General features: G+C 64.2%; 19 protein-coding genes. 9 read left to right on the forward strand and 10 right to left on the reverse strand.

What is annotated here, in order from left to right; all coding sequences use genetic code 11:
- Together J3U95_RS25310 and J3U95_RS25315 are read left to right on the forward strand one after the other, a co-directional pair.
- Window positions 1–339: hypothetical protein (locus J3U95_RS25310; RefSeq protein WP_208281345.1), on the forward strand; the 339-nt coding region annotated here is incomplete at its 5' end.
- Between the two features lie 175 nt (window positions 340–514).
- Window positions 515–1,981, forward strand: coding sequence for a right-handed parallel beta-helix repeat-containing protein (locus tag J3U95_RS25315; protein ID WP_208281346.1), 1,467 nt, complete (start codon window positions 515–517; stop codon window positions 1,979–1,981).
- A 71-nt stretch (window positions 1,982–2,052) separates the two neighbouring features.
- Here J3U95_RS25315 and J3U95_RS25320 read toward each other — a convergent pair whose 3' ends face one another.
- Together J3U95_RS25320 and J3U95_RS25325 are read right to left on the reverse strand one after the other, a co-directional pair.
- Window positions 2,053–4,116 carry a M13 family metallopeptidase gene (locus J3U95_RS25320; RefSeq protein WP_229520093.1) on the reverse strand — a complete coding sequence of 688 codons (2,064 nt, stop codon included), beginning with the start codon at window positions 4,114–4,116 and terminating at the stop codon, window positions 2,053–2,055.
- 77 nt (window positions 4,117–4,193) lie between these two features.
- On the reverse strand, window positions 4,194–6,269 hold the full coding sequence (locus J3U95_RS25325) for a M13 family metallopeptidase (RefSeq protein WP_208281347.1): 2,076 nt from the start codon (window positions 6,267–6,269) through the stop codon (window positions 4,194–4,196).
- A 576-nt stretch (window positions 6,270–6,845) separates the two neighbouring features.
- Here J3U95_RS25325 and J3U95_RS25330 point away from each other — a divergent pair.
- Window positions 6,846–8,282: a S41 family peptidase gene (locus tag J3U95_RS25330; RefSeq protein ID WP_208281348.1), complete on the forward strand. Its 1,437-nt coding sequence runs from the start codon at window positions 6,846–6,848 to the stop codon at window positions 8,280–8,282.
- 100 nt (window positions 8,283–8,382) lie between these two features.
- Window positions 8,383–9,504 carry a beta-ketoacyl-ACP synthase III gene (locus J3U95_RS25335; protein WP_208281349.1) on the forward strand — a complete coding sequence of 374 codons (1,122 nt, stop codon included), beginning with the start codon at window positions 8,383–8,385 and terminating at the stop codon, window positions 9,502–9,504.
- Window positions 9,505–9,531: 27 nt separating this feature from the next.
- On the opposite strand, the gene J3U95_RS25340 is transcribed toward J3U95_RS25335, so the two are convergent.
- The 7 genes from J3U95_RS25340 to J3U95_RS25370 all read right to left on the reverse strand — a co-directional run bounded on the left by J3U95_RS25340 (window position 9,532) and on the right by J3U95_RS25370 (window position 17,120).
- A complete protein-coding gene (locus J3U95_RS25340; RefSeq protein WP_208281350.1) occupies window positions 9,532–11,559 on the reverse strand; it encodes an NADPH-dependent 2,4-dienoyl-CoA reductase in 2,028 nt (675 codons plus the stop codon).
- 56 nt (window positions 11,560–11,615) lie between these two features.
- Window positions 11,616–12,071 carry a hypothetical protein gene (locus J3U95_RS25345; protein ID WP_109345636.1) on the reverse strand — a complete coding sequence of 152 codons (456 nt, stop codon included), beginning with the start codon at window positions 12,069–12,071 and terminating at the stop codon, window positions 11,616–11,618.
- Window positions 12,072–12,090: 19 nt separating this feature from the next.
- Window positions 12,091–12,561: a DUF2721 domain-containing protein gene (locus tag J3U95_RS25350; protein WP_208281351.1), complete on the reverse strand. Its 471-nt coding sequence runs from the start codon at window positions 12,559–12,561 to the stop codon at window positions 12,091–12,093.
- A 124-nt stretch (window positions 12,562–12,685) separates the two neighbouring features.
- A complete protein-coding gene (gene pip / locus J3U95_RS25355; protein ID WP_208281352.1) occupies window positions 12,686–13,642 on the reverse strand; it encodes a prolyl aminopeptidase in 957 nt (318 codons plus the stop codon).
- Window positions 13,643–13,699: 57 nt separating this feature from the next.
- Window positions 13,700–15,022: an alanine racemase gene (locus tag J3U95_RS25360; protein ID WP_208281353.1), complete on the reverse strand. Its 1,323-nt coding sequence runs from the start codon at window positions 15,020–15,022 to the stop codon at window positions 13,700–13,702.
- An 89-nt stretch (window positions 15,023–15,111) separates the two neighbouring features.
- Window positions 15,112–15,852, reverse strand: a complete 741-nt coding sequence (gene phbB / locus J3U95_RS25365; RefSeq protein WP_123070082.1) for an acetoacetyl-CoA reductase — start codon at window positions 15,850–15,852, stop codon at window positions 15,112–15,114.
- Between the two features lie 89 nt (window positions 15,853–15,941).
- Window positions 15,942–17,120 carry an acetyl-CoA C-acetyltransferase gene (locus tag J3U95_RS25370; protein WP_109345641.1) on the reverse strand — a complete coding sequence of 393 codons (1,179 nt, stop codon included), beginning with the start codon at window positions 17,118–17,120 and terminating at the stop codon, window positions 15,942–15,944.
- Window positions 17,121–17,452: 332 nt separating this feature from the next.
- Between J3U95_RS25370 and minC the strand changes: the two genes are divergently transcribed.
- The 4 genes from minC to J3U95_RS25390 all read left to right on the forward strand — a co-directional run bounded on the left by minC (window position 17,453) and on the right by J3U95_RS25390 (window position 20,101).
- On the forward strand, window positions 17,453–18,250 hold the full coding sequence (minC, locus tag J3U95_RS25375) for a septum site-determining protein MinC (RefSeq protein WP_208281354.1): 798 nt from the start codon (window positions 17,453–17,455) through the stop codon (window positions 18,248–18,250).
- Between the two features lie 36 nt (window positions 18,251–18,286).
- Window positions 18,287–19,102, forward strand: a complete 816-nt coding sequence (gene minD, locus J3U95_RS25380) for a septum site-determining protein MinD (RefSeq protein WP_208281355.1) — start codon at window positions 18,287–18,289, stop codon at window positions 19,100–19,102.
- Between the two features lies 1 nt (window position 19,103).
- Complete coding sequence (gene minE, locus J3U95_RS25385; protein WP_005663943.1) at window positions 19,104–19,355, forward strand: cell division topological specificity factor MinE; 252 nt, start codon at window positions 19,104–19,106, stop codon at window positions 19,353–19,355.
- Window positions 19,356–19,564: 209 nt separating this feature from the next.
- The gene (locus tag J3U95_RS25390) at window positions 19,565–20,101 is read left to right on the forward strand and encodes a carboxymuconolactone decarboxylase family protein (protein ID WP_208281356.1); all 537 of its coding nucleotides are present in this window, start codon (window positions 19,565–19,567) and stop codon (window positions 20,099–20,101) included.
- A gap of 39 nt (window positions 20,102–20,140) precedes the next feature.
- Here the strand turns inward: J3U95_RS25390 and J3U95_RS25395 are convergent, their stop codons facing one another.
- Entirely contained in the window at window positions 20,141–20,758 is a 618-nt protein-coding gene (locus J3U95_RS25395) for a hypothetical protein (protein ID WP_208281357.1), read from the reverse strand.
- Between the two features lie 224 nt (window positions 20,759–20,982).
- On the opposite strand from J3U95_RS25395, the gene J3U95_RS25400 reads away from it, so the two are divergent.
- Window positions 20,983–21,672, forward strand: a complete 690-nt coding sequence (locus tag J3U95_RS25400) for a response regulator transcription factor (RefSeq protein ID WP_109345646.1) — start codon at window positions 20,983–20,985, stop codon at window positions 21,670–21,672.
- Window positions 21,673–21,720 lie beyond the last annotated feature (48 nt).

Genomic DNA, 21,720 nt, shown 5'->3' on the forward strand with positions numbered 1-21,720 from the left:
CGCCATCCTCAATCGCTTCACGCGCTTGGGCACGCCCACGACCGTAGCGGTGACCATGCCGTAAATCCGTCTGGGGTTTGGGGTACTACGCGCTCAATTGATTTATGCAACAAAGCCATCCTGCACTGGCAGTCTCCTGCGCTCTATCCCTTCCGCCCTCCTTGCTCGTGCACATTTCGCGGCATGCTCGCATACGCCGTGATATTTCCATTCCGCATTCCAACGGCAGGTGAAAAATTATTTCTGTCATTAAATTTTATTGAGTATCTAAATTGCAGATCGCATTCGGTTTCACTCAAAAGAAACTTTAAATTGCTCAGCAATATACCGCGTCACTGAGGCAAAAATCCTTGTAAGAAATAGTTGCCACCTATACTCAGTGATTAGCAATTGTTAAATATTTCCATATTGCACTGTCACAATTCGTTACAAGTAGATTTGCGTAAACATCGTATCCTTCAAAACTTTCCAACCGGAATAAATTCCATTAGGAATTTTTTACAGGATAAATACCATGCAATTCTGCAACACTGCGTCCACCAAACACACTGTCTTCCGCCTGAACGCCGCGCTGCTGATGTCGCTGGCAGCCATCGGCGGCGCCTCGGCCGCCACCCTGTCGGTGGGTCCGGGCAAGACCTACGCGGCGCCCTGCGCTGCCTTCGCCAAGGCCAAGGCCGGCGATATCGTTGAAATCGACGGCAGCAAGACCTATAGCGGCGACGTGTGCGCCATCACCGCCAGCGACCTGACCATCCGCGGCGTCAACGGCCGTCCAAAGATCGATGCTGCCGGCAAGAATGCCCAGGGCAAGGCAATCTGGGTCGTCAAGGGCAACAACATCAAGATCGAGAACGTCGAGATGTACGGCGCCAAGGTGCCGGACAAGAACGGCGCCGCACTGCGCCTGGAAGGCACCAACTTCACCCTGCGCTCGTCCTTCCTGCACGATAACGAGAACGGCATCCTGTCCGGCGCCAACGCCAACAGCAATGTCGTGGTCGAGTACAGCGAATTCGGCTACAACGGCGCCGGCGACGGTTATTCGCACAATCTGTACATCGGCAACGTCGCCAGCCTGGTGTTCCGCTTCAATTACTCGCACGACGCCAACGTCGGCCACAACCTGAAGTCGCGCGCCAAGCTCAACACGATCACCTACAACCGCTTCTCGAGCACGCCAGCCGGCCAGACCGGTTCGACCAAGAGCGGCAAGCCGAGCTACGAGATCGACCTGCCGAACGGCGGCACCAGCTACGTCATCGGCAACGTGATCCACCAGCCGGCCAGCCACAACAACCCTGGCATGCTGTCCTATGCGATGGAAGGCGCGACCAACCCGGGCCAGGACCTGTACGTGGTCAACAATACCTTCCTGAACGACGACAGCTCGCGCGGCACCTTCGTGCAGATCGCCAGCAAGGTGACCACTCCGGCTCTGCTGCAGAACAATATCTTCGGCGGCACCGGCACCGTGACCAACAACACGGCCGCCATCGACAAGAACAACTTCCGTTCGGTCGCTCCGGGCTTCGTCAACCGTGCGGCCTATGACCTGCACCCGACCGCCAACGCCCTGGTGATCAATGCCGGCGCCGCGCCGGGCAAGTCGAAGAGCGGCTTCGACCTGACCCCGACCGCCCAGTACAAGCACACGGCAACGAGCGAGACCCGTCCGGCCAGCGGCGCGCTGGACATCGGCGCCTACGAATCCGGCACCGCGACCCCGACCACGCCTGCGCCGAGCACGCCAGCCCCGGCGCCGTCGGTTCCGGCCCCGACCCCGACCGTCACCTGGACCCAGTGCGCGGCCGAAGGCGGCACCTGCTCGTTCACCGGTACCCGTGAAGTGCGCTATGGCGTGCCCGGCTACTACAACACCAAGACCGTGACCGCCAAGACCGCCTGCACCAACGCGGTGTTCGGCGATCCGAAGAAGAGCACCGCCAAGTTCTGCAGCTACTCGAGCCTGGCCAAGTAAGACCGGAATCGACCGCCGCATGAAAATGGGCCGCGCAAGCGGCCCATTTTTTTATGCATCCAGCGAAATGCTTACCAGATGATCACGCGATCCTTCGGCGCCAGGTACATCTTGTCGCCCGCCTTGACCCCGAACGCCTCGTAGAAGCCCGGCTGGTTCTTCAGGGTGCCGTTGGCGCGGTACTGCGCCGGCGAGTGCGGGTCGGTCTTGATCTGGGCGATCTGCGCCGGCTCGCGCATCTTGGTGCGCCACACCTGGCCCCAGCCCATGTAGAAGCGCTGGTCGCCGGTGAGGCCGTCGATGACGGGCGCCGGTTTGCCCTTCAGCGAGATCTTGTAGGCTTTATAGGCGATCGCCAGGCCCGAGTTGTCGCCGATGTTCTCGCCCAGGGTCAGTTCGCCGTTGACATGGTAACCCTCCAGCGGGCTGAAGGCGGCGTATTGCGCGATCAGCGCCTTGGTCTTCTCGCCGAAACGCTTGCCGTCTTCCTCGGTCCACCAGTTGCGCATATTGCCGTCGCCGTCGTACTGCGAACCCTGGTCGTCGAAGCCGTGGCTGATCTCGTGGCCGATCACGGCGCCGATGCCGCCGTAGTTGACCGCGTCGTCGGCATTGGCGTCGAAGAACGGCGGCTGCAGGATCGCGGCCGGGAACACGATCTCGTTCAGTTCCGGGTTGTAGTAGGCGTTGACGGTCTGCGGCGTCATGCCCCACTCGTCGCGGTCGATCGGCTTGCCGAGTTTGTTCAGCTCGCGGTTGTACTCCACTTCGCGCGAACGCATCACGTTGCCGACCAGGTCATCGCGCTTGACGGTGAGCGCGGTGTATTCCTTCCACTTGTTCGGATAACCGATCTTCGGCGTGAACTTGGCCAGCTTGGCCTGCGCTTCCTTCTTGGTCGCCGGGCTCATCCAGTCCAGGGTGTCGATCGACTCCTTGTAGGCGGCCAGCAGGTTGTTGACCAGGACTTCCATATGCGCCTTGCGCTCGGCCGGGAAGTGCTTCGCCACGTACAGCTTGCCGACCGCGTCGCCCAGGCTCGACTCCAGGGTCGAGACGCCGCGCTTCCAGCGTGGTTCCAGTTGCGGAATGCCGGCCAGGGTGGTGCCGTGGAAGGCGAAGCGCTGGTCGACGAAGGCTTTCGAGAGGTAATTGGCGTAGCCGTTCACGGTCTGGAACTGCAGATAGGCTTTCCAGGTCTCCAGCGGCACGCGGTTCAGCACCTCGGCGAAGCCCTTCAGGTAGGTCGGCTGGCTGACGATCAGGTAGTCGGCCTTGCCCTGCAGGCCAGACGCCTTTAGCCACTGCTGCCAGTCGTAGCCCGGCGCCAGCGTGGCCAGCTTGTCCAGTTCAACCTTGTTGTAGGTCTTGATCGGGTCGCGGTTCTCGACCTTGGTCCACTGCACCTTGGCCAGCTCGGTTTCCAGCTCGACGATGGCTTTCGCATCGGCCTTCGCGTTCTTGCCGCCGGCCAGCGCCAGCATCTTCTCGACGTGCTGCTGGTACTTGGCGCGGGTGTCGGCCAGCTTGGCGTCGTCCAGCTTCAGGTAGTAGTCGCGGTCGGGCATGCCCAGGCCGGCCTGGTACAGGTCGGCCACGTATTTGGTGGAGTCCTTGGCATCCTGGTGGATGAAGAACACGAAGGGCACGTTGACGCCGATGCGGCCCAGGTGGGCGAACATGGCCGGCAGTTCGCCCTTGGCCTTGATCGCGGCGATCTTGCCCAGTTCACCGGCCAGCGGCTTGGCGCCCAGCTGTTCCAGGCGCGCCTCGTCCATGTAGCTGGCGTAGAAGTCGCCGATCTTGCGCGCCTCGGTGCCGTTGGCCGCGCTGCGTTCCATCGCGGCTTTTTCGATGACCGCGCGCAGCTGCGGCAGGGTATCGTCGCGCAGCTGGTGGAAGGCGCCCCAGGTCGACTTGTCGGCCGGGATCTCGACGCTCTTGAGCCACTTGCCGTTCAGGTGTTCGAAGAAATCGTCCTGCGGGCGTACGGCGGCATCGATGTACTGGGTGGCGATGCCGGACGAAGCTGCGCTGGCCTTGGCGGCGGTGGCAGGGGCGGCGGCGCCGGATTCGGCGTGCGCGAACGAAGCTACCAGCACGAGTGCGGCAGCGCTGAACAGATGTCGTTTCATGTTCTCTCTCTCTTTTGTTGTGAGTGCAATGCAAAACGGGCCGGCGCTCGTGACGCCGGCCCGTCATGTGGACCAGATTACCAGATGATGACGCGTTCTTCAGGCGGCAGGTACATCTTGTCGCCCGGCTTCACGTCGAAGGCCTTGTAGAATTCGGCCATATTTTGCACGGTGCCGTTGGCGCGGAACTGGCCCGGCGAGTGCGGATCGGTCTTGACCTGGTTGATCTGCTGCGCTTCGCGCATCTTCGAGCGCCACACCTGGCCCCAGCCCATGAAGAAGCGCTGGTCGCCCGTGAGGCCGTCGATCACCGGCGCCGGCTTGCCGTGCAGCGAGATCTGGTAGGCCTTGTAGCCGATCGCCAGGCCGGCGTTGTCGCCGATGTTCTCGCCCAGGGTCAGCTCGCCGTTGACGTTATAGCCCGGCAGCGGGCTGTAGCCGTTGAACTGGTTGACCAGCTTGTCGGTGCGGGCCTTGAACGCGGCCTTGTCCTCGGCGGTCCACCAGTTGCGCAGGTTGCCGTCGCCGTCCGACTGGCTGCCCTTGTCGTCGAAGCCATGGCCGATCTCGTGGCCGATCACGGCGCCGATCGCGCCGTAGTTGACGGCGTCGTCGGCGCGCATGTCGAAGAACGGCGGCTGCAGGATCGCGGCCGGGAACACGATCTCGTTCATCGTGCTGCGGTAGTACGCGTTCACGGTCTGCGGCGTCATGCCCCATTCGGTGTGGTCGATCGGTTTGCCCAGCTTGCCGATATTGCGCTCGTACTCGAAGGTCGAGGCGCGCATCGCGTTGCCGACCAGGTCGTCGCGCTTGATGTTCAGGCGCGAGTAATCGCGCCACTTGTCCGGATAGCCGATCTTCGGCGTGAACTTGGCCAGCTTGGCGCGCGCTTCCTTCTTGGTCGCGGGGCTCATCCACTCCAGGTTGTCGATCGACTGGCCGTAGGCGATGATCAGGTTCTTCACCAGCTCTTCCATGCGCGCCTTGCGTTCGGCCGGGAAGTGCTCTTTCACGTACAGCTTGCCGAGCGCCTCGCCCAGCGCGCCTTCGACGGTGGCCACACCCTTCTTCCACTCCGGACGCTGCTCGGTCACGCCGGTCAGCGCGGTGCCGTAGAAGGCGAAGTCCGCGTCCACGAAGTCCTTCGACAGGTAGGGCGCGTATTCGCGCAGCAGCTGCCATTCGAAGTAGGACTTGACGGTCGCCAGGTCGGTCTTCGCCAGCAGTTCATTGAAGCCGGTGAAGTAGCTCGGCTGGTTGACGATGATGTAATCCAGCTTGTTGCCCACGCCGGCGGCGCCCAGGGCCGCCTTCCAGTCGTAGCCTGGCGCCAGCTTGGTCAGTTCGGCCACGCTCATCTTGTTGTAGCGCTTGACCGGGTCGCGGTTCTCGACCTTGGTCCACTGCACCTTGGCCAGCTCGGTCTCGAAGTCGACGATGGCCTTGGCCTGGGCCGCCGCGTTCTTCTCGCCGGCAAGCGCCAACGTCTTCTCGACGTGCTGCTGGTACTTGGCGCGGATCTCCGCCAGCTTGGCGTCGTCAAGCTTCAGGTAGTAGTCGCGGTCGGGCATGCCCAGGCCGCTCTGGCTGATGTAGGTGGCGTACTTGGTCGACTCGCGCATGTCCTGGCCGACGTAGATGCCGTAGGGGCTCGAGACGCCGATCTTGGCCAGGTGGGCGGCCAGGGCCGGGATGCCCTTCTTGTCCTTCAGCGCGCGAATGCGCGACAGCTCGCCGGTCAGCGGCTTGTAGCCCAGGGTTTCACGACGCTCGGCGTCCATGAAGCTGGCGTACAGGTCGCCGATTTTTTTGGTTTCGCTACCGGCCTTGGCATTGGTGTCCTTCTGGGCGGCCTCGATGATCGCCAGCAGCTGCGGCGTGGTGTCTTCGCGCAGCTTCATGAAGGTGCCCCAGCTCGAACGGTCGCTCGGGATCTCGGTCTCCTTGAGCCACTTGCCGTTCAGGTGGGTGAAGAAGTCGTCCTGCGGACGCACGCTGGTATCGATGTATTGGGTGTCGATGCCCGAGATGACGCCGGCTGGCGCGGCAGCGGTGGCGGCGGTCGCCGGGGCGGCATCGGCAGCCATGGCCGGCGCGGCGAAAGCAGTCATCAGGGACAGGGTCAGGGTGCTCAGGAGGTGTCGCTTCACGGGATAAATCCTTACTTGCAGTGCGATTGCAGGGGTGAATCGGTTCCGGCCGGATGGTCGGCAAAAAATCATTCTAGCGGTTAGGCAATAAACCTCGCTGGCGAAGCACGGATTTTTACTTTTCGATACACGGCACACATGTGTTTTCGCGTATGTATGTGTTGGGAGATGACAACAGGATGACAAGTGCATCCCGTGTCCGGTGAGGGGGAATGTACAATCTACGCGGAGGCAGCCGACTAGATCGCACCATGTGCGAAAACGGACCGGAAAGAAAAAAGCCCGCGGTGGAGGCCGCGGGCAAAGACCACTTCAAGAGTGGAGAGAGAGAAAAACTGGTTCCAACTATAGGCTGCCTCATCCGCACGCTCTTCTACTCTTACAATTGCTTACCATCGTAAGACCGGGTGCAACAACTTCCCTGCCCGGCTCCCCTGTCGTATTTCCAAGTTAATAGCTTTTGCGCCGCCGCCCGCAGCCGCGCACGAACCGGTTTATACTGGCCTTGCGCTACCTCAGGTATAAGCTCGCGCCTGCCGGTTCCGTGCGCAACGCGTGCCTCAACGGATCAACACCATGGGTTCCACCTTCAAGAATTCCTGCCTCGTCGGCCTGGGCGTGATCGCCGGGGTCGGCCTGACCATGCAATTCTCCGCCCTCGCCTTCAAGCCGCCGGTCGACGCCAGCATGCCGATCGCCGAGCTGCGCCAGCTGGCCGACGTCTACGGCGTCATCAAGTCCACCTATGTCGAGCCGGTCGAAGATAAAGCCCTGCTGTCCGAGGCGATCGCCGGCATGGTCGCCTCGCTCGACCCGCACTCGGCCTACCTCGATCCGCGCGCCTACCGCGAGCTGCGCGAGGGCACAGAGGGCCGTTTCGTCGGCGTCGGCATCGAGATCGCCGTGAGCGAGGACGGCTATATCGAGATCGTCTCCCCGATGGAAGATTCGCCGGCCTACCACGCCGGCATCAAGGAGGGCGACCTGATCACCCGCATCGACGGCCACCCGGTGCAAGGCACGCCGATCGACGACGCCATCAAGCGCATGCGCGGCGAGCCGGGCACGCGCGTCACGCTCACGGTCGCGCGCAAGGACGCGCCCGAGCCACTGAACTTCACCATCGAGCGGCGCGAGATCGTGCAGAAAAGCGTCAAGGCGAAGATGGTGGAGCCGGGCTACGCCTGGCTGCGCATCGCGCAATTCCAGGAACCGACCGTGGACGACATGGCCGCCAGGCTGCAGGCGCTGTACCGCGAAGACCCGGACCTGAAAGGGCTGGTGCTCGACCTGCGCAACGATCCGGGCGGCCTGCTGCAGGGCGCGATCGGCGTCGCCGCCGCCTTCCTGCCGAAGAACGCCGAGATCGTGTCGACCAACGGCCAACTGGCCGATTCGCGCCAGCGCTTCTATGCGCGGCCCGAGTTCTACATGCTGCGCAGCGGCGCCGATCCGCTGGCCACCCTGCCCCCAAGCTTCAAGGACTTGCCGATGGTAGTGCTGGTCAATACCGGCTCGGCCTCGGCCTCCGAGATCGTGGCCGGCGCCCTGCAGGACTACAAGCGCGCCGCCATCCTGGGCAGCCAGACCTTCGGCAAGGGCTCGGTGCAGACCATCCGCCCGATCGGACGCGACGCCGCGGTCAAGCTGACCACGGCGCGCTACTACACCCCGGCCGGGCGCTCGATCCAGGCGCGCGGGATCGTCCCGGACTTACCCGTAGACGAAACCCTGGAAGGCGACGGCCTGAACGCCCTGCGCATGCGCGAAGCCGACCTGCAGCACCACCTGTCGAACGGCGCGGGGCCAGAAGTGGCCACGCGCGAGGACGACATCGAGGAACAGATGCGCCTGCTCGCCGAGGCGCGCACCCGCAAGCCGCTCGACTACGGCAGCGCGGACGACTTCCAGCTGGCCCAGGCCCTGCGCCATCTCAAGGGCCAGGAAGTGGTGCTGTCCAGGCGCGCCGAACCCTCCACCACGCTGGCCCAGCACGGGCACAAGGGCGACTGAACAGTCCCTGCGGCAGCCGATTCCCAGGTATGCGCCAAGCGTGTAGAATCGGCGCATCTTGCGCACAACCGTGCTTATTTCCCCTGAAAGTTTGCTGAATATGAAACCTGTCGTCATCAGCGGCACCGGCCTGTTTACCCCGCCGCACTCCATCTCGAACGACGAGCTGGTGGCAGCCTTCAACGCCTATGTCGAACTGCACAACCAGGAACATGCCGCGCAAATCGCGGCGGGCGAAGTGACGGCGCTGGAACCGTCGAGCAGCGCCTTCATCGAAAAAGCGTCGGGCATCAAGTCGCGCTACGTGATGGAAAAGAGCGGCATCCTGGACCCGAGCCACATGACGGCGCGCATCCCGGAACGGGCCGACGACGAGATCTCGGTGCAGGCCGAGATGTGCGTGGCCGCCGCGCGCGAAGCGTTGACGCGCGCCGGCAAGCAGCCGCAGGACATCGACATGGTGCTGGTCGCCTGCAGCAATATGCAGCGCGCCTATCCGGCGATGGCGGTCGAGGTACAAGAGGCGCTGGGCATCGACGGCTTCGGCTTCGACATGAACGTGGCCTGCTCCTCGGCCACCTTCGGCATCGCCACCGCAGTCGACGCGGTGCGCAACGGCCGCGCACGCGCGGTGCTGGTGCTGAACCCTGAAATCACCAGCGGCCACCTGAACTTCCGCGACCGCGACAGCCACTTCATCTTCGGCGACGCCTGCACCGCGATCGTGATCGAGGCCGCGGAAACGGCAACCGGCGCGCACCAGTGGGAAATCCTCGATAGCCGCCTCAAGACCAGCTTCTCGAATAATATCCGCAACAACTTCGGCTTCATGAACCGCTTCGACGAAGCGGGCATCGGCCAGCCGGACAAGCTGTTCCGCCAGCAGGGCCGCAAGGTGTTCAAGGAAGTCTGCCCGATGGCGGCGGCAACCATCGCCGACACGCTCGCGGCGGCCGGCCTGGAAACCAAGGACGTCGCGCGCTACTGGCTGCACCAGGCCAACCTGAACATGAACCTGCTGATCGTGCGCACCCTGCTGGGCCGCGACGCCGAACCGGGCGAAGCGCCGGTGATCCTGGACAGCTATGCCAACACCTCGTCGGCAGGCTCGATCATCGCCTTCCACCGCTACCAGGACGACCTGCCGGCGGGCGCCAATGGCGTCATCTGCTCGTTCGGCGCGGGCTATTCGATCGGTTGCGTGGTGGTGCGCAAGAAGTAATCCACCTCGAATCCACATCGGCGCGGCTCACAGCCGCGCCGCCAGCTCCGCTCCCTCGCGGATCGCGCGCTTGGCATCGAGCTCCGCCGCCAGCGCCGCGCCGCCGATCTTGTGGAAGCGTGGTCCCCCCGTGGCGCCTTCGGCCGGCATCAGTTCGGCCAGGCTTTCCTGCCCGGCGCAGATCACCACATTGTCCACCTCGAGCAGGCGCGCCTCGCCCCCGACGGTGATGTGCAGGCCGGCGTCGTCGATGCGGTCATACTGCACGCCGGCCAGCATGGTCACGCCATTGCGCCCGAGCGTGGCGCGGTGCACCCAGCCCGAGGTTTTGCCCAGGCCGGCACCGGGCCGCGTGGTCTTGCGCTGCAGGAGCCAGACCTGGCGCGGCGGATGCGGCGGCACGGGCGGCGCCAGTCCGCCGGGCGTCGACACCAATGGGTCGACACCCCACTCCTTCATCCAGTGCGCGGCCGGCACCGGCAACGGAACTTGCGGATCGTGCACCAGGAATTCGCCGGTATCGAAACCGATGCCGCCGGCGCCGATGATCGCCACCCGCGCACCGATCGGGCGGCCATCGCGCAGCACGTCGATATAGCTCGCGACCATCGGATGGTCGATGCCGGGAATCGCCGGCGTGCGCATGCGGATGCCGGTCGCCACGATCACGTCGTCGAAACCCTGCGCCAGCAATTCCTCGCGCTTCACCCGACAATCCAGGCGCAGGTCGACGCCCAGCAATTCGAGGCGGCGGCCGAAATAACGGATCGTCTCCGCGAATTCCTCCTTTCCCGGAATGCGCATCGCGATATTGAACTGGCCGCCGATGCGGTCCTGGGCGTCGAACAGGGTCACCTGGTGCCCGCGCTCGGCCGCCACGGTCGCCGCCGACAGGCCGGCCGGCCCGGCGCCGACCACGGCGATGCGGCGCGCCGTGACGGTCTTGCGGAACACCAGTTCGGTCTCGTAGCAGGCGCGCGGATTGACCAGGCAGGTCGCACGCCGGTTGGAGAAAGTATGGTCCAGGCAAGCCTGGTTGCAGGCGATGCAGGTATTGATCTCGTCGCTGCGGCCGGCGGCGGCCTTGGTGACGAAATCGGCGTCGGCCAGGAAGGGCCGCGCCATCGATACCAGGTCGGCGTCGCCGCGCGCCAGGATGTTTTCTGCCTCACCCGGCATATTGATGCGGTTCGAGGCCACGACGGGAATGCCGACTTCCTTGCGCAGCCGTCCCGCGACCTCGGCGAAGGCGGCGCGCGGCACCGAGGTGACGATGGTCGGGATGCGCGCCTCGTGCCAGCCATAGCCGGTGTTCAGGATCGTCGCGCCGGCACTTTCCAGCGCCTTGGCGGACAGCACGATCTCGTCCCAGGTATTGCCGCCTTCGACCAGGTCGAGCACCGAATGGCGGTACATCAGGATGAAATCCGGCCCGACCGCGGCGCGGATGCGGCGCACCACCTCCACGGCGAGGCCCATGCGGTTCTCGATCGGCCCGCCCCAACGGTCGGTGCGGCGGTTGGCGCGCGCACACAGGAACTGGTTCAGCAAATAACCCTCGCTGCCCATGATCTCGACGCCGTCGTAGCCGGCCGTGCGCGCCAGCGTTGCGCAGCGCACGTAGGCGCGGATGGTCGATTCGATGCCGGCCTCGGTCAGGGCCTTCGGCTTGAAGCGCGAGATCGGCGACTTCACGCTCGAGGCCGACACCACGAAGGGCTGGTAGCCGTAGCGGCCGGCGTGCAGGATCTGCATCAGGATCTTGCCGCCCTCCTCGTGCACCGCGCGCGTGACGCGCCGGTGGTTGGGCACGTCGAAGAGGGAGTTCAGGGTCCCGCCGAAGGGCAGCAGCCAGCCCTGGCGATTGGGCGAGATGCCGCCGGTGACGATCAGGCCCACGCCGCCGCGCGCGCGTTCGCGGTAGAAGGCGGCCAGCTTGCCGTAGTTGTAGAAGCGGTCTTCGAGCCCGGTGTGCATCGAGCCCATGATCACGCGGTTCTTCAGGGTGGTGAAACCCAGGTCGAGCGGCGCCAGCAGATTAGGAAAGGTAGTCATCGCGGCATTACACCGCGATTTTCTGGAGTCGTGCGTCTAAACGACCCGATGGCGCGTCACGCCAGGTGGCTTTCGCGGTCGCGCAGTTCGGCGAAGCTTTCGATGCTGCCGATGCTGACCACCACCGGATTCAGGCTGGCGCCGGGCGACATCGGGCGCCAGGCGAACTGCCATTCCTTTTCGCGCGCCTGGCCCAGGCTCTTGGTGAAGGCCGCGCCCAGCGGCGAACGGTTGCCGTACTCGATGGCGCCGTCGATGCCGGCCCAGTTGGGCAGCAGGCGCTGCACGGCGCGGTGCAGGCGCTCGCCGAATTCCTCGGTATTGTGGATCACCAGGCAGGCGTCGCTCGGCGTGATGATGTCGAACAGGCGCTTGTCCCAGACGGTGGAAAACGACACGTGCAGGAAGCCGCCATTGGGCTCGAGGCGGAACTGGCCGGTCTTGAGCGCGTTTTCGAGTTCGGTGCGCAGGGCGTAGCGGTGCAGGGTCGGAGGGCGTTGGTAGTCGTGCATGGGATTCTTTCTTGCCGCATCAAGGCTGTGAAGGAGGTGGCGGCGGCGATTGCAGCATCATGATGGCCTGGTGCTGCATGCGCATGAACTTCGATGCGATGAAGATCTCGCGCAAAAAATAGACGAAGCTGCTGATCAGGGCGATCATCGCGAACACGAAGCAGGCGGCGATGTACTGGTCGAGCGGAATGCCGGTGGTATCGCCCGCGAACAGCATCGCGATGACCACGCACACCAGCAGGCCGCAGGCGGTGCTGGAGGCGATCGCGAAGTTGATCAGGTGCGAGCGCTGGTAGAGCAGTTCGAGTTCGCTGGAAAACTCGGCATTGGGGCTGACCTTGAGCCGATCCTCGAGCACGCGCGTGCGGTCGATGATGCGCGCCAGCCGGTTGGTCAGCACGGTCAGCTTGGTGGCGACGCCGGTGAGCAGGAAAACCGGCGCGATCGCCAGCTGGATGACGTGGCCGATGTCGCTGATCTGGATATTCATAAGAACACGTTTCGAATTGTTGTGATGTGCCTGGTACCTCTGAAGCGTGGGGTGGACGGATCCCCCGTCCACGCGTTCAGCCCCGCCCGCATAGTGTAACAGCCACCAGCATCGCGAAGCAGCCTCATTCAAACCGGCGCAGCCGCTTGAACTGCTCGGTCGCCGCCACCAGCGCGCGCGCGATCCCCACCTCCAGCGCGCCATGGCCGGCATCGGCGATCATCTCCAGCTTCGATCCCGGCCACGCCGTATGCAGGCGCCAGGCCGACAGCGGCGGGCAGATCACGTCGTAGCGGCCCTGCACGATCACCGCCGGCAGGTGGGCGATGCGCGCCAGGTCGCGCAGCAGCTGGTCTTCTTCCAGGAAGGCGCCGTTGAGCATGTAATGCGATTCGAGCCGGCCCACGCCCAGGTCGAGCGTATCGTTCGCCACTTCCTCGGGCTGCGGCAGCAAAAAGACGCGCCGGCCCTCGAAGCGGCTCCAGGCGCGCGCGGCCGGCCAGTAGACGTCCGGATCGTGGCACAGCAGGCGGCGCGCATAGGCCCCGAGCAGGTCGTGCCGCTCATCCTGCGGAATCGGGGCGACGAATTCCTCGTACAGCTCGGGATAGAACCAGCGCACCTCGTTGATGAACCAGTCCACCTCGGCGCGGGTGCACAGGAAGATCCCGCGCAGCACGAAGCCCAGGCAGCGTTCGGGATGGGCCTGGCCATAGGCCAGCGCCAGGGTCGAGCCCCAGGATCCGCCGAACACCAGCCACTGCTGGATGCCGAACAGCGCGCGCAGGCGCTCGATGTCCTCGATCAGGAGCTGGGTCGTGTTGTTGCGCCACTCGCCCAGCGGCGTCGACTTGCCGGCGCCGCGCTGGTCGAACAGGATCACGCGGTAGGCGCGCGGATCGAAGAAGCGGCGGTGCTGGGGCGACAGGCCGGCGCCGGGACCGCCGTGCAGGAACAGCACCGGGATGCCGTCCGGATTGCCGACTTCTTCCCAGTAGATCGTGTGCATCTCGTCGACCGCCAGCATGCCGTGGCGGATGGGCTGGATCGGCGGGAACAGCGACGGCAGCGTGACGGGCATGGCGGCTCTTGTTGGCAGTGATTCAAGAAGCCGATTGTAGCGTACCGACAGCCGCTTTTAGAAGAAGGTATTGAGCGCGTAGCGCACCGTGTAGGCGTCGTCCACGGCCAGCAGCAGCGGCCACTTGTCGAAGGTGGTGCAGGGGTGGGAAATGCCGCAGCCGACCAGGTCGCCGACCGCGAGGCTGTCGCACAAGGGGTCGCCTTCCGGCAACCTCAGGTAGGCGTGCTGGTCGTTCATCTTGAAGATCGTGCAGCCGGGCGGCAGCGCGGACGGCGCCGCATCGCCGTCGGGCCGCGCCGCGTAGAGCGGGATCGGCAGGTCGGCGTCGTAGGAAGCGTCGCGCTTGCCCATGGTGAGGATGGCCAGGGTCGGCTCGGGGCGCGACTGGACGGTGCTCCAGACTTCGAGCGCGGGCCGCAAGCCTTCCTGCTGGCCGCCTTCGCGTGCGTTCAGCTCCTCGATGTGGCGCCGGTACATGCCGTGGTCGCTCGTCAGGTAGCAGCCGCTGCGCAGGATGGCGCGTACTGGACGCGACAGGCCGGCCACGTCCCGGAAACCGCGCGCCACCAGGTCGAAATAGGACGAGCCGCCGGCCGAGACCAGGATCTCGGGCGCGGCGAACAGGCCTTCGCCATCGGCGCCGCGCACCAGAGCGACCAACGTGGACAGGAAATCGTCGACCTGGCGCAAGTCGGCGGCGCGGTCGTCGCTGACGAGCAGGCCTTCGTAACCCTCGAAGCCGGCCAGCGCCAGGCCATCGGCCGCCGCGATGGCGCGCGCCACTTCGATCGCTTCCTGCGGCGTGCGGCAACCGGCGCGCTTGCCGGCCAGGCCCAGCTCGACCAGCACCGGCAAAGGACGCGCCAGCCTGTGCGCGGCGGCCGCCTGCGCCAGGCGCGCCACGCCGGCGTGCGAATCGGCCAGCACGATGCACGTGAAATCCGGATCGCCATGCAGCAGGGCCAGCACGGCCTCGATGTCGCTGCGCGCCACCAACTGGTTGGCCAGCAGCACGCGGCGCACGCCGAAGCGGTGCGCCACCTGGACCTGGATCGCGGTGGCCAGCGTGATGCCCCAGGCGCCATTGGCCAGTTGCGCGCCGAACAGCTGCGGGCTCATCGTGGTCTTGCCGTGCGGCGCCAGGGTGATGCCGTGGCGCTCGCAAAAGGCGCGCATCCAGGCCAGGTTGTGGCGCAGGCTCGATTCCCTGAGCACGGCAACCGGGTAGCTGGTATCGCCTCGCAACACATTCCACCCCTGCACGCCGATCGCGCCCTGGCGCAGCGGTTCGCGCAGCGGCAAGCCCTTGGTGCCGGGGAGCAGCAACTGTTCGTCGAGGCTGGACAGGGCGAGGCCGCCGTGGGGCAAGGTGTGCATGATCGGCTCCGATAGCAAGATGGTCGTCTATTGTAATCGGCGTAAAAAAAGCACCGCCTCAGCGGTGCTTCGTGTGTCGTCCTGAAGGATCAGGACATGTGTTGCCCACCATTGATGGCGATATTGGCGCCGGTGACGAATGCGGCTTCGTCCGACGACAGATACGCCACCAGGCCCGCGACTTCTTCCGGCTTGCCCAGGCGGCCCATCGGGATCTGCGGGATGATCTTGGTTTCCAGCACTTCGCTCGGGATGTCCATCACCATCTTGGTGCCGATATAGCCCGGCGAGATGGTGTTGACGGTCACGCCCTTGCGCGCCACTTCCAGCGCCAGCGCCTTGGTGAAGCCGTGCATGCCGGCCTTGGCCGCCGAGTAATTGGTCTGGCCGAAGGCGCCCTTCTGGCCGTTCACCGACGAGATATTGATGATGCGGCCCCAGCCGCGTTCGACCATGCCGTCGCAGACCGGCTTGGTCATATTGAACACGGAATCGAGATTGGTCTTGATCACGGCGTCCCAGTTGACCTTGTCCATCTTTTTGAAGGTCATGTCGCGGGTGATGCCGGCGTTATTGACCAGCACGTCGATCGGGCCGACGTCGGCGATCACCTGGCGCACGCATTCCTGGGCGGCGTCGTAATCGGCCACGTCGCAGGCATAGGCCTTGAAGTCATAGCCCTGCTCTTTCATGGCGCCGAGCCAGGAGTCGACCTTGGTATTGCCCGGCGAAAAAGTGGTGACGACCTGATATCCCAATGCAGCCAGTTTGATGCACACCGCTTCGCCCAGGCCGCCCATGCCGCCGGTTACTAATGCTACTCGAGCCATTGTCTTCTCCAGTTTTATTGTGTCACTTCACTTCGCTTGAAACCGACGGCGCCGCCAGGCGGGCCGTCGCTACCGTCATCAGGCTGTCGTCAGTCGCGCTCGACCGCCAGCGCCACACCCATGCCGCCGCCGATGCACAGGCTCGCCAGGCCGCGCTTGGCGTCGCGGCGGATCATTTCGTGCAGCAGGGTGACCAGCACGCGGGCGCCGGAAGCGCCGATCGGGTGGCCCAAGGCAATTGCGCCGCCGTTGACGTTGATCTTGGACGTGTCCCAACCCATCTGCTTGTTGACGGCGATGGCCTGGGCGGCGAAGGCTTCGTTGATTTCCATCAGGTCGACGTCTTCGTGGGTCCAGCCGGCCTTCTTGAGGCACAGCTGCGAGGCCGACACCGGGCCCATGCCCATGATCGACGGGTCGAGGCCAGACGACGAATAAGCCTTGATGCGCGCCAGCGGGGTCAGGCCCAGTTCTTTCGCTTTCGAGGCGCTCATCATGATCACGGCGGCGGCGCCGTCGTTGATGCCCGACGCATTGCCGGCGGTGACCGAACCTTCTTTATTGAACGCCGGACGCAGGCTGGCCAGCGCCTCGAGGGTGCTGCCGTGTTTTGGATATTCATCGGTGTCGAAGACGGTCGTGCCCTTCTTGGTCACGATCTCGACCGGGATGATCTCGTCCTTGAACTTGCCTTCTTTTTGAGCAGTTTCGGCCTTCAGCTGCGATTGCAGCGCGAATTCGTCCTGCTCGGCGCGCGAAATCTCGTATTTCTTGGCGACGTTCTCGGCGGTGACGCCCATGTGGTACTGGTTGTAGACATCCCACAGGCCGTCGACGATCATGGTGTCGGTGAGCTTGGCGTCGCCCATGCGGAAGCCGTCGCGCGAGCCGGCCAGCACGTGCGGCGAGGCACTCATGTTCTCTTGCCCGCCGGCGATGACGATCTGGGCGTCGCCGCAGCGGATCGCCTGGGTCGCCAGGTGGGTGGCCTTGAGGCCGCTGCCGCAGACCTTGTTGATGGTGTAGCCGGGCACCATGTCGGGCAGACCGGCCTTGATGACGGCCTGGCGCGCCGGGTTCTGGCCCACGCCGGCGGTGAGCACCTGGCCCATGATGACTTCGCTGACGGTTTCGGGGGCGATGCCGGTCTTGGCCAGCAGGTGCTTGATCACTTGCGCGCCGAGCTCGGCGGCCGGAATCTTGGCGAGGGTACCGCCGAATTTGCCGACGGCCGTACGACCGGCGGCGACGATGACTACGTCTTCCATGTTCAATCTCCGTTCAGCCGGCCGCGGCCGGCAACATACAGAATTCCCTCGGACTCGGCGCGCCATTCTGCGATGGCGGGCTTTGTGCATGGGATCGATAAAAACCTCAAGTTACGGAATGAGGAGCCCATGCTGCTGTTAAAGCATCAGCAATCTTAGCAGTTTATTCATCAAAAACAACACGCCAATCGTGCGGGTTTGATCTAGCGCATGACTTAATTTTTGGTTGCTGACAAACGTTCAATTTCTGTTAGGAATGATGCGTGCGCTTCTGTCCTTTTCTATAATTTTCACAGTAGAATGCACAAGCGCAACGCCAACCACACCGTTTTATGCCTAAAACCACGCTTCCCATCGAAATCAAGATTTCCACGGTCGTTGCCATTTCCACGATCCTGCACTCGGCCGACCCGGAAGCCATCGACTCCGCCCTGGAGCAGATGACCGGGGGCGTATCGGACTTTTTCGAGGACGAGTTCGCGGTGATCGACGTGGCCGCGATCGCGCCCGAAGCACCGGGACTCGACTGGGCGGCGCTGGTGTCCCTGCTCAAGAAATACCGCCTGAACGCGGTCGCCGTGCGCGGCGCCAGCCCGGCGATGGTGGAAGCGATCCGGGCCCAGGGCCTGGCGCTGGACGACGGCTCGAGCGGCGTGCGCGCCGGCGGCCATGCGGCTGCGCCGCCCGCCCCTGCTGCGCCCGAACTGGCTGCCCCAGCGGCTCCCCCGGCTGCTGCGGCGCCGGCGCCGGCGCCGGAACCGGCCGCCGCCCAGGCGCCGGCCGTCGTGCCGATGATCATCGACACGCCGGTGCGCGCCGGCCAGCGCATCTATGCGCGCGGAACCGATTTGATCGTCACCGCGGTGGTCAACAATGGCGCCGAACTGATCGCCGACGGCAGCATCCACGTGTATGCGCCCCTCAATGGCCGCGCACTGGCGGGCGCCTCCGGCAACGCCGATGCGCGCATCTTCGCGCTGTCGATGCAGCCGGAGCTGGTCTCGATCGCCGGCGTGTACCGCACGTTCGACGAAGGTTTCCCGTCCGACCTGTCACGCCAGCCAACGCAGATCCGGCTGGTCGGCGACCGGATCGATATCCAATCGCTGGCTCCGGCACCCCGCGCCTGATCCCCGAACTGAACAGATACTGTAAAGGACTTTTTTGTGGCAAGAATTATTGTTGTGACGTCCGGCAAGGGCGGTGTGGGCAAAACGACCTCGAGCGCTAGCTTCTCCACCGGGCTGGCCATGCGCGGCCACAAGACGGCAGTGATCGACTTCGACGTCGGCCTGCGCAACCTCGACCTGATCATGGGCTGCGAACGCCGCGTGGTCTACGACCTGATCAACGTCGTCAATGGCGAAGCGACCCTGAACCAGGCGCTGATCAAGGACAAGCACTGCGACAACCTGTTCATCCTGCCGGCCTCGCAGACGCGCGACAAGGACGCGCTGTCCGAAGATGGCGTTGAGCGCGTGCTCAACGACCTGATCAAGATGGACTTCGAGTTCATCATCTGCGATTCGCCGGCCGGCATCGAGCACGGCGCACTGATGGCGCTGACCTTCGCCGACGAAGCGATCGTGGTCACCAATCCGGAAGTCTCGTCGGTGCGCGACTCGGACCGCATCCTGGGCATCCTGCAGGCCAAGTCGCGCCGCGCCCAGAGCGGCACCGAGCCGGTCAAGGAACACCTGCTCATCACCCGTTACTCGCCGAAGCGCGTCGAAGCGGACGAAATGCTCTCCTACCAGGACGTGCAGGAAATCCTGCGCATCCCCCTGATCGGCATCATTCCGGAATCGGAATCGGTGCTGCACGCCTCGAACCAGGGCAACCCGGCGATCCACTTCAAGGGGACCGACGTGGCCGATGCCTATGAGGACGTCGTCGCGCGCTTCCTGGGCGAAGAACGCCCGCTGCGCTTTACCAACTACGAAAAGCCGGGACTGTTCCAGCGCATTTTCGGAGCCAAGTGAGATGGCATTGCTTTCATTCCTCTTCCCCGAAAAAAAGAAGAGCGCGACAGCCGCCAAGGAACGCCTGCAGATCATCATCGCACGCGAACGGACCAACCGCGCCGGTCCGGATTTCCTTCCGGCCCTGCACCAGGAGCTGATCGCCGTGATCTCGAAGTACGTCAAGGTCAATCCCGACGACATCAAGGTCTCGCTCGACCGCCAGGGCAACCTGGAAGTGCTGGACGTGAACGTGGTGCTGCCGGATACCTGACCGGCGCCGCCCTTCGCCCGACGATGCCCGCCCCGTGCGGGCATCGTCTTTTGTAGCGGTCATTTTTTTTGAGTGAGACGATCGGGCAATTATTAGTTGAATCCGAGCATTCAAAGTATCGACGGGCCTGCCTATACTGGGTTCATGGCTGCAACACATCGGACAGCCAGACAAGCAAACCCAACGAACTTTCGACAAGGAGCCTCATCATGACCCGTCTCGCCTCCCACCCCGTCTCGGACGCCACCGGCGCCGCTGCTCAACTGTTCAGCGCCATCCAGGGCGCCGTCGGCAAGGTGCCGAACGCCTACCGCGACATCGGCAGCAACAGCCCGGTGGTCCTGGAATCGGTGCTGGCCCTGGATGCCAGCCTCAAGAAAACCACACTGTCGGCGCGCGATGTCGAAGTCATCAAGCTGGCGGTCAGCGCCGTCAACGGTTGCGACTACTGCGTGGCAGCCCACAGCCTGATGGGCAAGATGGCCGGCTTGCCCGCCGACGCGCTGGCCGCCGTGCGCCAGGGCCAGGCCACCGGCAATGCCCGCGAAGATGCGCTGGCGGACTTCGCGCGCCACCTGGTGACGACCCGCGGCACCGTGGACGCGAGCAGGGTCGAGGCGGTGAAGGCGGCCGGCGTGAGCGATGCCCAGATCGTCGACCTCACCCTGGCGATCACGGCCATCACCCTGACGAACCTGTTCAACCGGATCAACGATACGGTGGTCGATTTTCCGAAGGTTGCTTAAACGTGCGGGAGGCTCGGCCTCCTACATGTTCCGGCAACCTCACATCACCAACACCGGCTCTTTCGCCGGCCCGCTGACCGCCCCGCCATTGACCTGTACAGTGGTGGCGGCGTCATCGTTCTCCTCCACCGGCTGCGGCGCCTCGCCCACGGCCTCGGCGCGCTCCAGCTCCTGCACCACCTTCACGCAGGCTTCCACGTGCTGCGCCCCCATGCGCTTGAACAGCGTGTAGCCGATCGCCGCCGACGCGATCTGGCCGGCCAGCGGCACCATCTTGGCCGTGGTCTTGACCGCCATGCGGCCGGCCACGACCCGGAACAGGCGCGCCACCGCGCCGCGCGTCACCAGTTTGCCGACCAGCATGCCGCCTACCGAGGCCGCCGCCTTGTAGGCGATCACGCGCATGCGCGGGTGCAGGCGCTCGATCTGCTTCTGGGTCAGGCCGAATTCGGCATTGATCTGGTCGACCAGGGCGGCGAAGCCCGTGATGTCGGCCAGCAGGTCGAGGCCGGGCACAGGCACCGCGGCCACAGCCGCCGACATGGCGGCGCGCTTCTTGACCAGGGCCAGGCAGCGGGTGCGGGTGGCGTCGATCTCGGCGCCGCTGACGGGCACCCGATCCTCCGGGACCGCCACGTTTTTACGTGTAAACAACATAATTTACCCCTCTACATTATCTGAATGACATATGAAATTCAGTCTACGCCTGTAGCGAGATTTTCTGCGTGGTCCCTTTAACACAACAGTCTTATAGTACAAATGTCACCTTTTGGTGTCTAAGCGAAGTTTATCAGTAGCATCGTTTTGTGAAAGTCTGATATATTTGGTTTAACTTTGTAGGAATCTTCCTACATAGGCAACCACACAACATTTCGCCCGTCATGAAGATCGCCGTCCTGGAGCAAGACCGTCCCCAAGCTGACCTGATTTGCCAGGTCCTCAGCGCCGCTGGCCACAGCTGCCAATCGTACGACAGCGCCAAGGAATTACTGGGGCAGTTACGCAAGGACAGTGCCGACATGCTGGTGATGGACTGGAATGTCCCGGATATGGAAGGCGGCGAAGTGCTGCGCCGCGCCAAGGAAAAGCTGGCGTCCACCGCGCCGACCATGTTCCTGGTCGGGAATAACGCCGAAGACGACATCATTGCCGGCGTCACCGCCGGCGCCGACGACTACCTGGTCAAGCCGCTGCGCCGCGGCGAGCTGGTGGCGCGCGTCTCGGCCCTGCTGCGCCGCGCCTATCCGTCGCAGAACAGCGCCGAGCAGCTGCAGTTCGGCCCGTACACCTTCGAGACCCGTCCCGGACGGCTGCTCAAGGACGGTTCGGTGATCGACGTGACCCAGAAAGAGTTCTCGCTGGCGCTGCTGTTCTTCAGGAACATCGGCCGCCCGCTGTCGCGCGCCTACATCCACGAATCGGTGTGGGTCCGCGAGAACGACGTGCCGTCGCGCACCATGGACACACACGTTTCGCGCGTACGCAACAAACTCCACCTGCGGCCAGAGAACGGCTTCCGCCTTGTGCCGGTCTACAGCTATGGCTACCGGCTGGAAAAGCTGGGCGCCTAGGCGGCCCCGCCTGAAACCCTGACAGCAAGAGGGTATAATGGCCGCAGT

The organism is Massilia oculi, from assembly GCF_017582745.1.
In the GTDB taxonomy this organism is placed as follows: domain Bacteria; phylum Pseudomonadota; class Gammaproteobacteria; order Burkholderiales; family Burkholderiaceae_D; genus Telluria; species Telluria oculi_A.

Excerpts from the sequence above, each read along its gene's own strand:
- J3U95_RS25330 (WP_208281348.1), top strand. The coding sequence starts at position 6,846 with ATGGGTTCCACCTTCAAGAATTCCTGCCTCGTCGGCCTGGGCGTGATC.
- J3U95_RS25395 (WP_208281357.1), bottom strand. The coding sequence starts at position 20,758 with ATGTTGTTTACACGTAAAAACGTGGCGGTCCCGGAGGATCGGGTGCCC.
- pip (WP_208281352.1), bottom strand. The coding sequence starts at position 13,642 with ATGCCCGTCACGCTGCCGTCGCTGTTCCCGCCGATCCAGCCCATCCGC.
- J3U95_RS25345 (WP_109345636.1), bottom strand. The coding sequence starts at position 12,071 with ATGCACGACTACCAACGCCCTCCGACCCTGCACCGCTACGCCCTGCGC.
- phbB (WP_123070082.1), bottom strand. The coding sequence starts at position 15,852 with ATGGCTCGAGTAGCATTAGTAACCGGCGGCATGGGCGGCCTGGGCGAA.
- J3U95_RS25400 (WP_109345646.1), top strand. The coding sequence starts at position 20,983 with ATGAAGATCGCCGTCCTGGAGCAAGACCGTCCCCAAGCTGACCTGATT.
- J3U95_RS25390 (WP_208281356.1), top strand. The coding sequence starts at position 19,565 with ATGACCCGTCTCGCCTCCCACCCCGTCTCGGACGCCACCGGCGCCGCT.
- J3U95_RS25370 (WP_109345641.1), bottom strand. The coding sequence starts at position 17,120 with ATGGAAGACGTAGTCATCGTCGCCGCCGGTCGTACGGCCGTCGGCAAA.
- minC (WP_208281354.1), top strand. The coding sequence starts at position 17,453 with ATGCCTAAAACCACGCTTCCCATCGAAATCAAGATTTCCACGGTCGTT.
- minE (WP_005663943.1), top strand. The coding sequence starts at position 19,104 with ATGGCATTGCTTTCATTCCTCTTCCCCGAAAAAAAGAAGAGCGCGACA.
- J3U95_RS25315 (WP_208281346.1), top strand. The coding sequence starts at position 515 with ATGCAATTCTGCAACACTGCGTCCACCAAACACACTGTCTTCCGCCTG.
- J3U95_RS25360 (WP_208281353.1), bottom strand. The coding sequence starts at position 15,022 with ATGCACACCTTGCCCCACGGCGGCCTCGCCCTGTCCAGCCTCGACGAA.
- J3U95_RS25350 (WP_208281351.1), bottom strand. The coding sequence starts at position 12,561 with ATGAATATCCAGATCAGCGACATCGGCCACGTCATCCAGCTGGCGATC.
- J3U95_RS25320 (WP_229520093.1), bottom strand. The coding sequence starts at position 4,116 with ATGAAACGACATCTGTTCAGCGCTGCCGCACTCGTGCTGGTAGCTTCG.
- J3U95_RS25335 (WP_208281349.1), top strand. The coding sequence starts at position 8,383 with ATGAAACCTGTCGTCATCAGCGGCACCGGCCTGTTTACCCCGCCGCAC.
- J3U95_RS25340 (WP_208281350.1), bottom strand. The coding sequence starts at position 11,559 with ATGACTACCTTTCCTAATCTGCTGGCGCCGCTCGACCTGGGTTTCACC.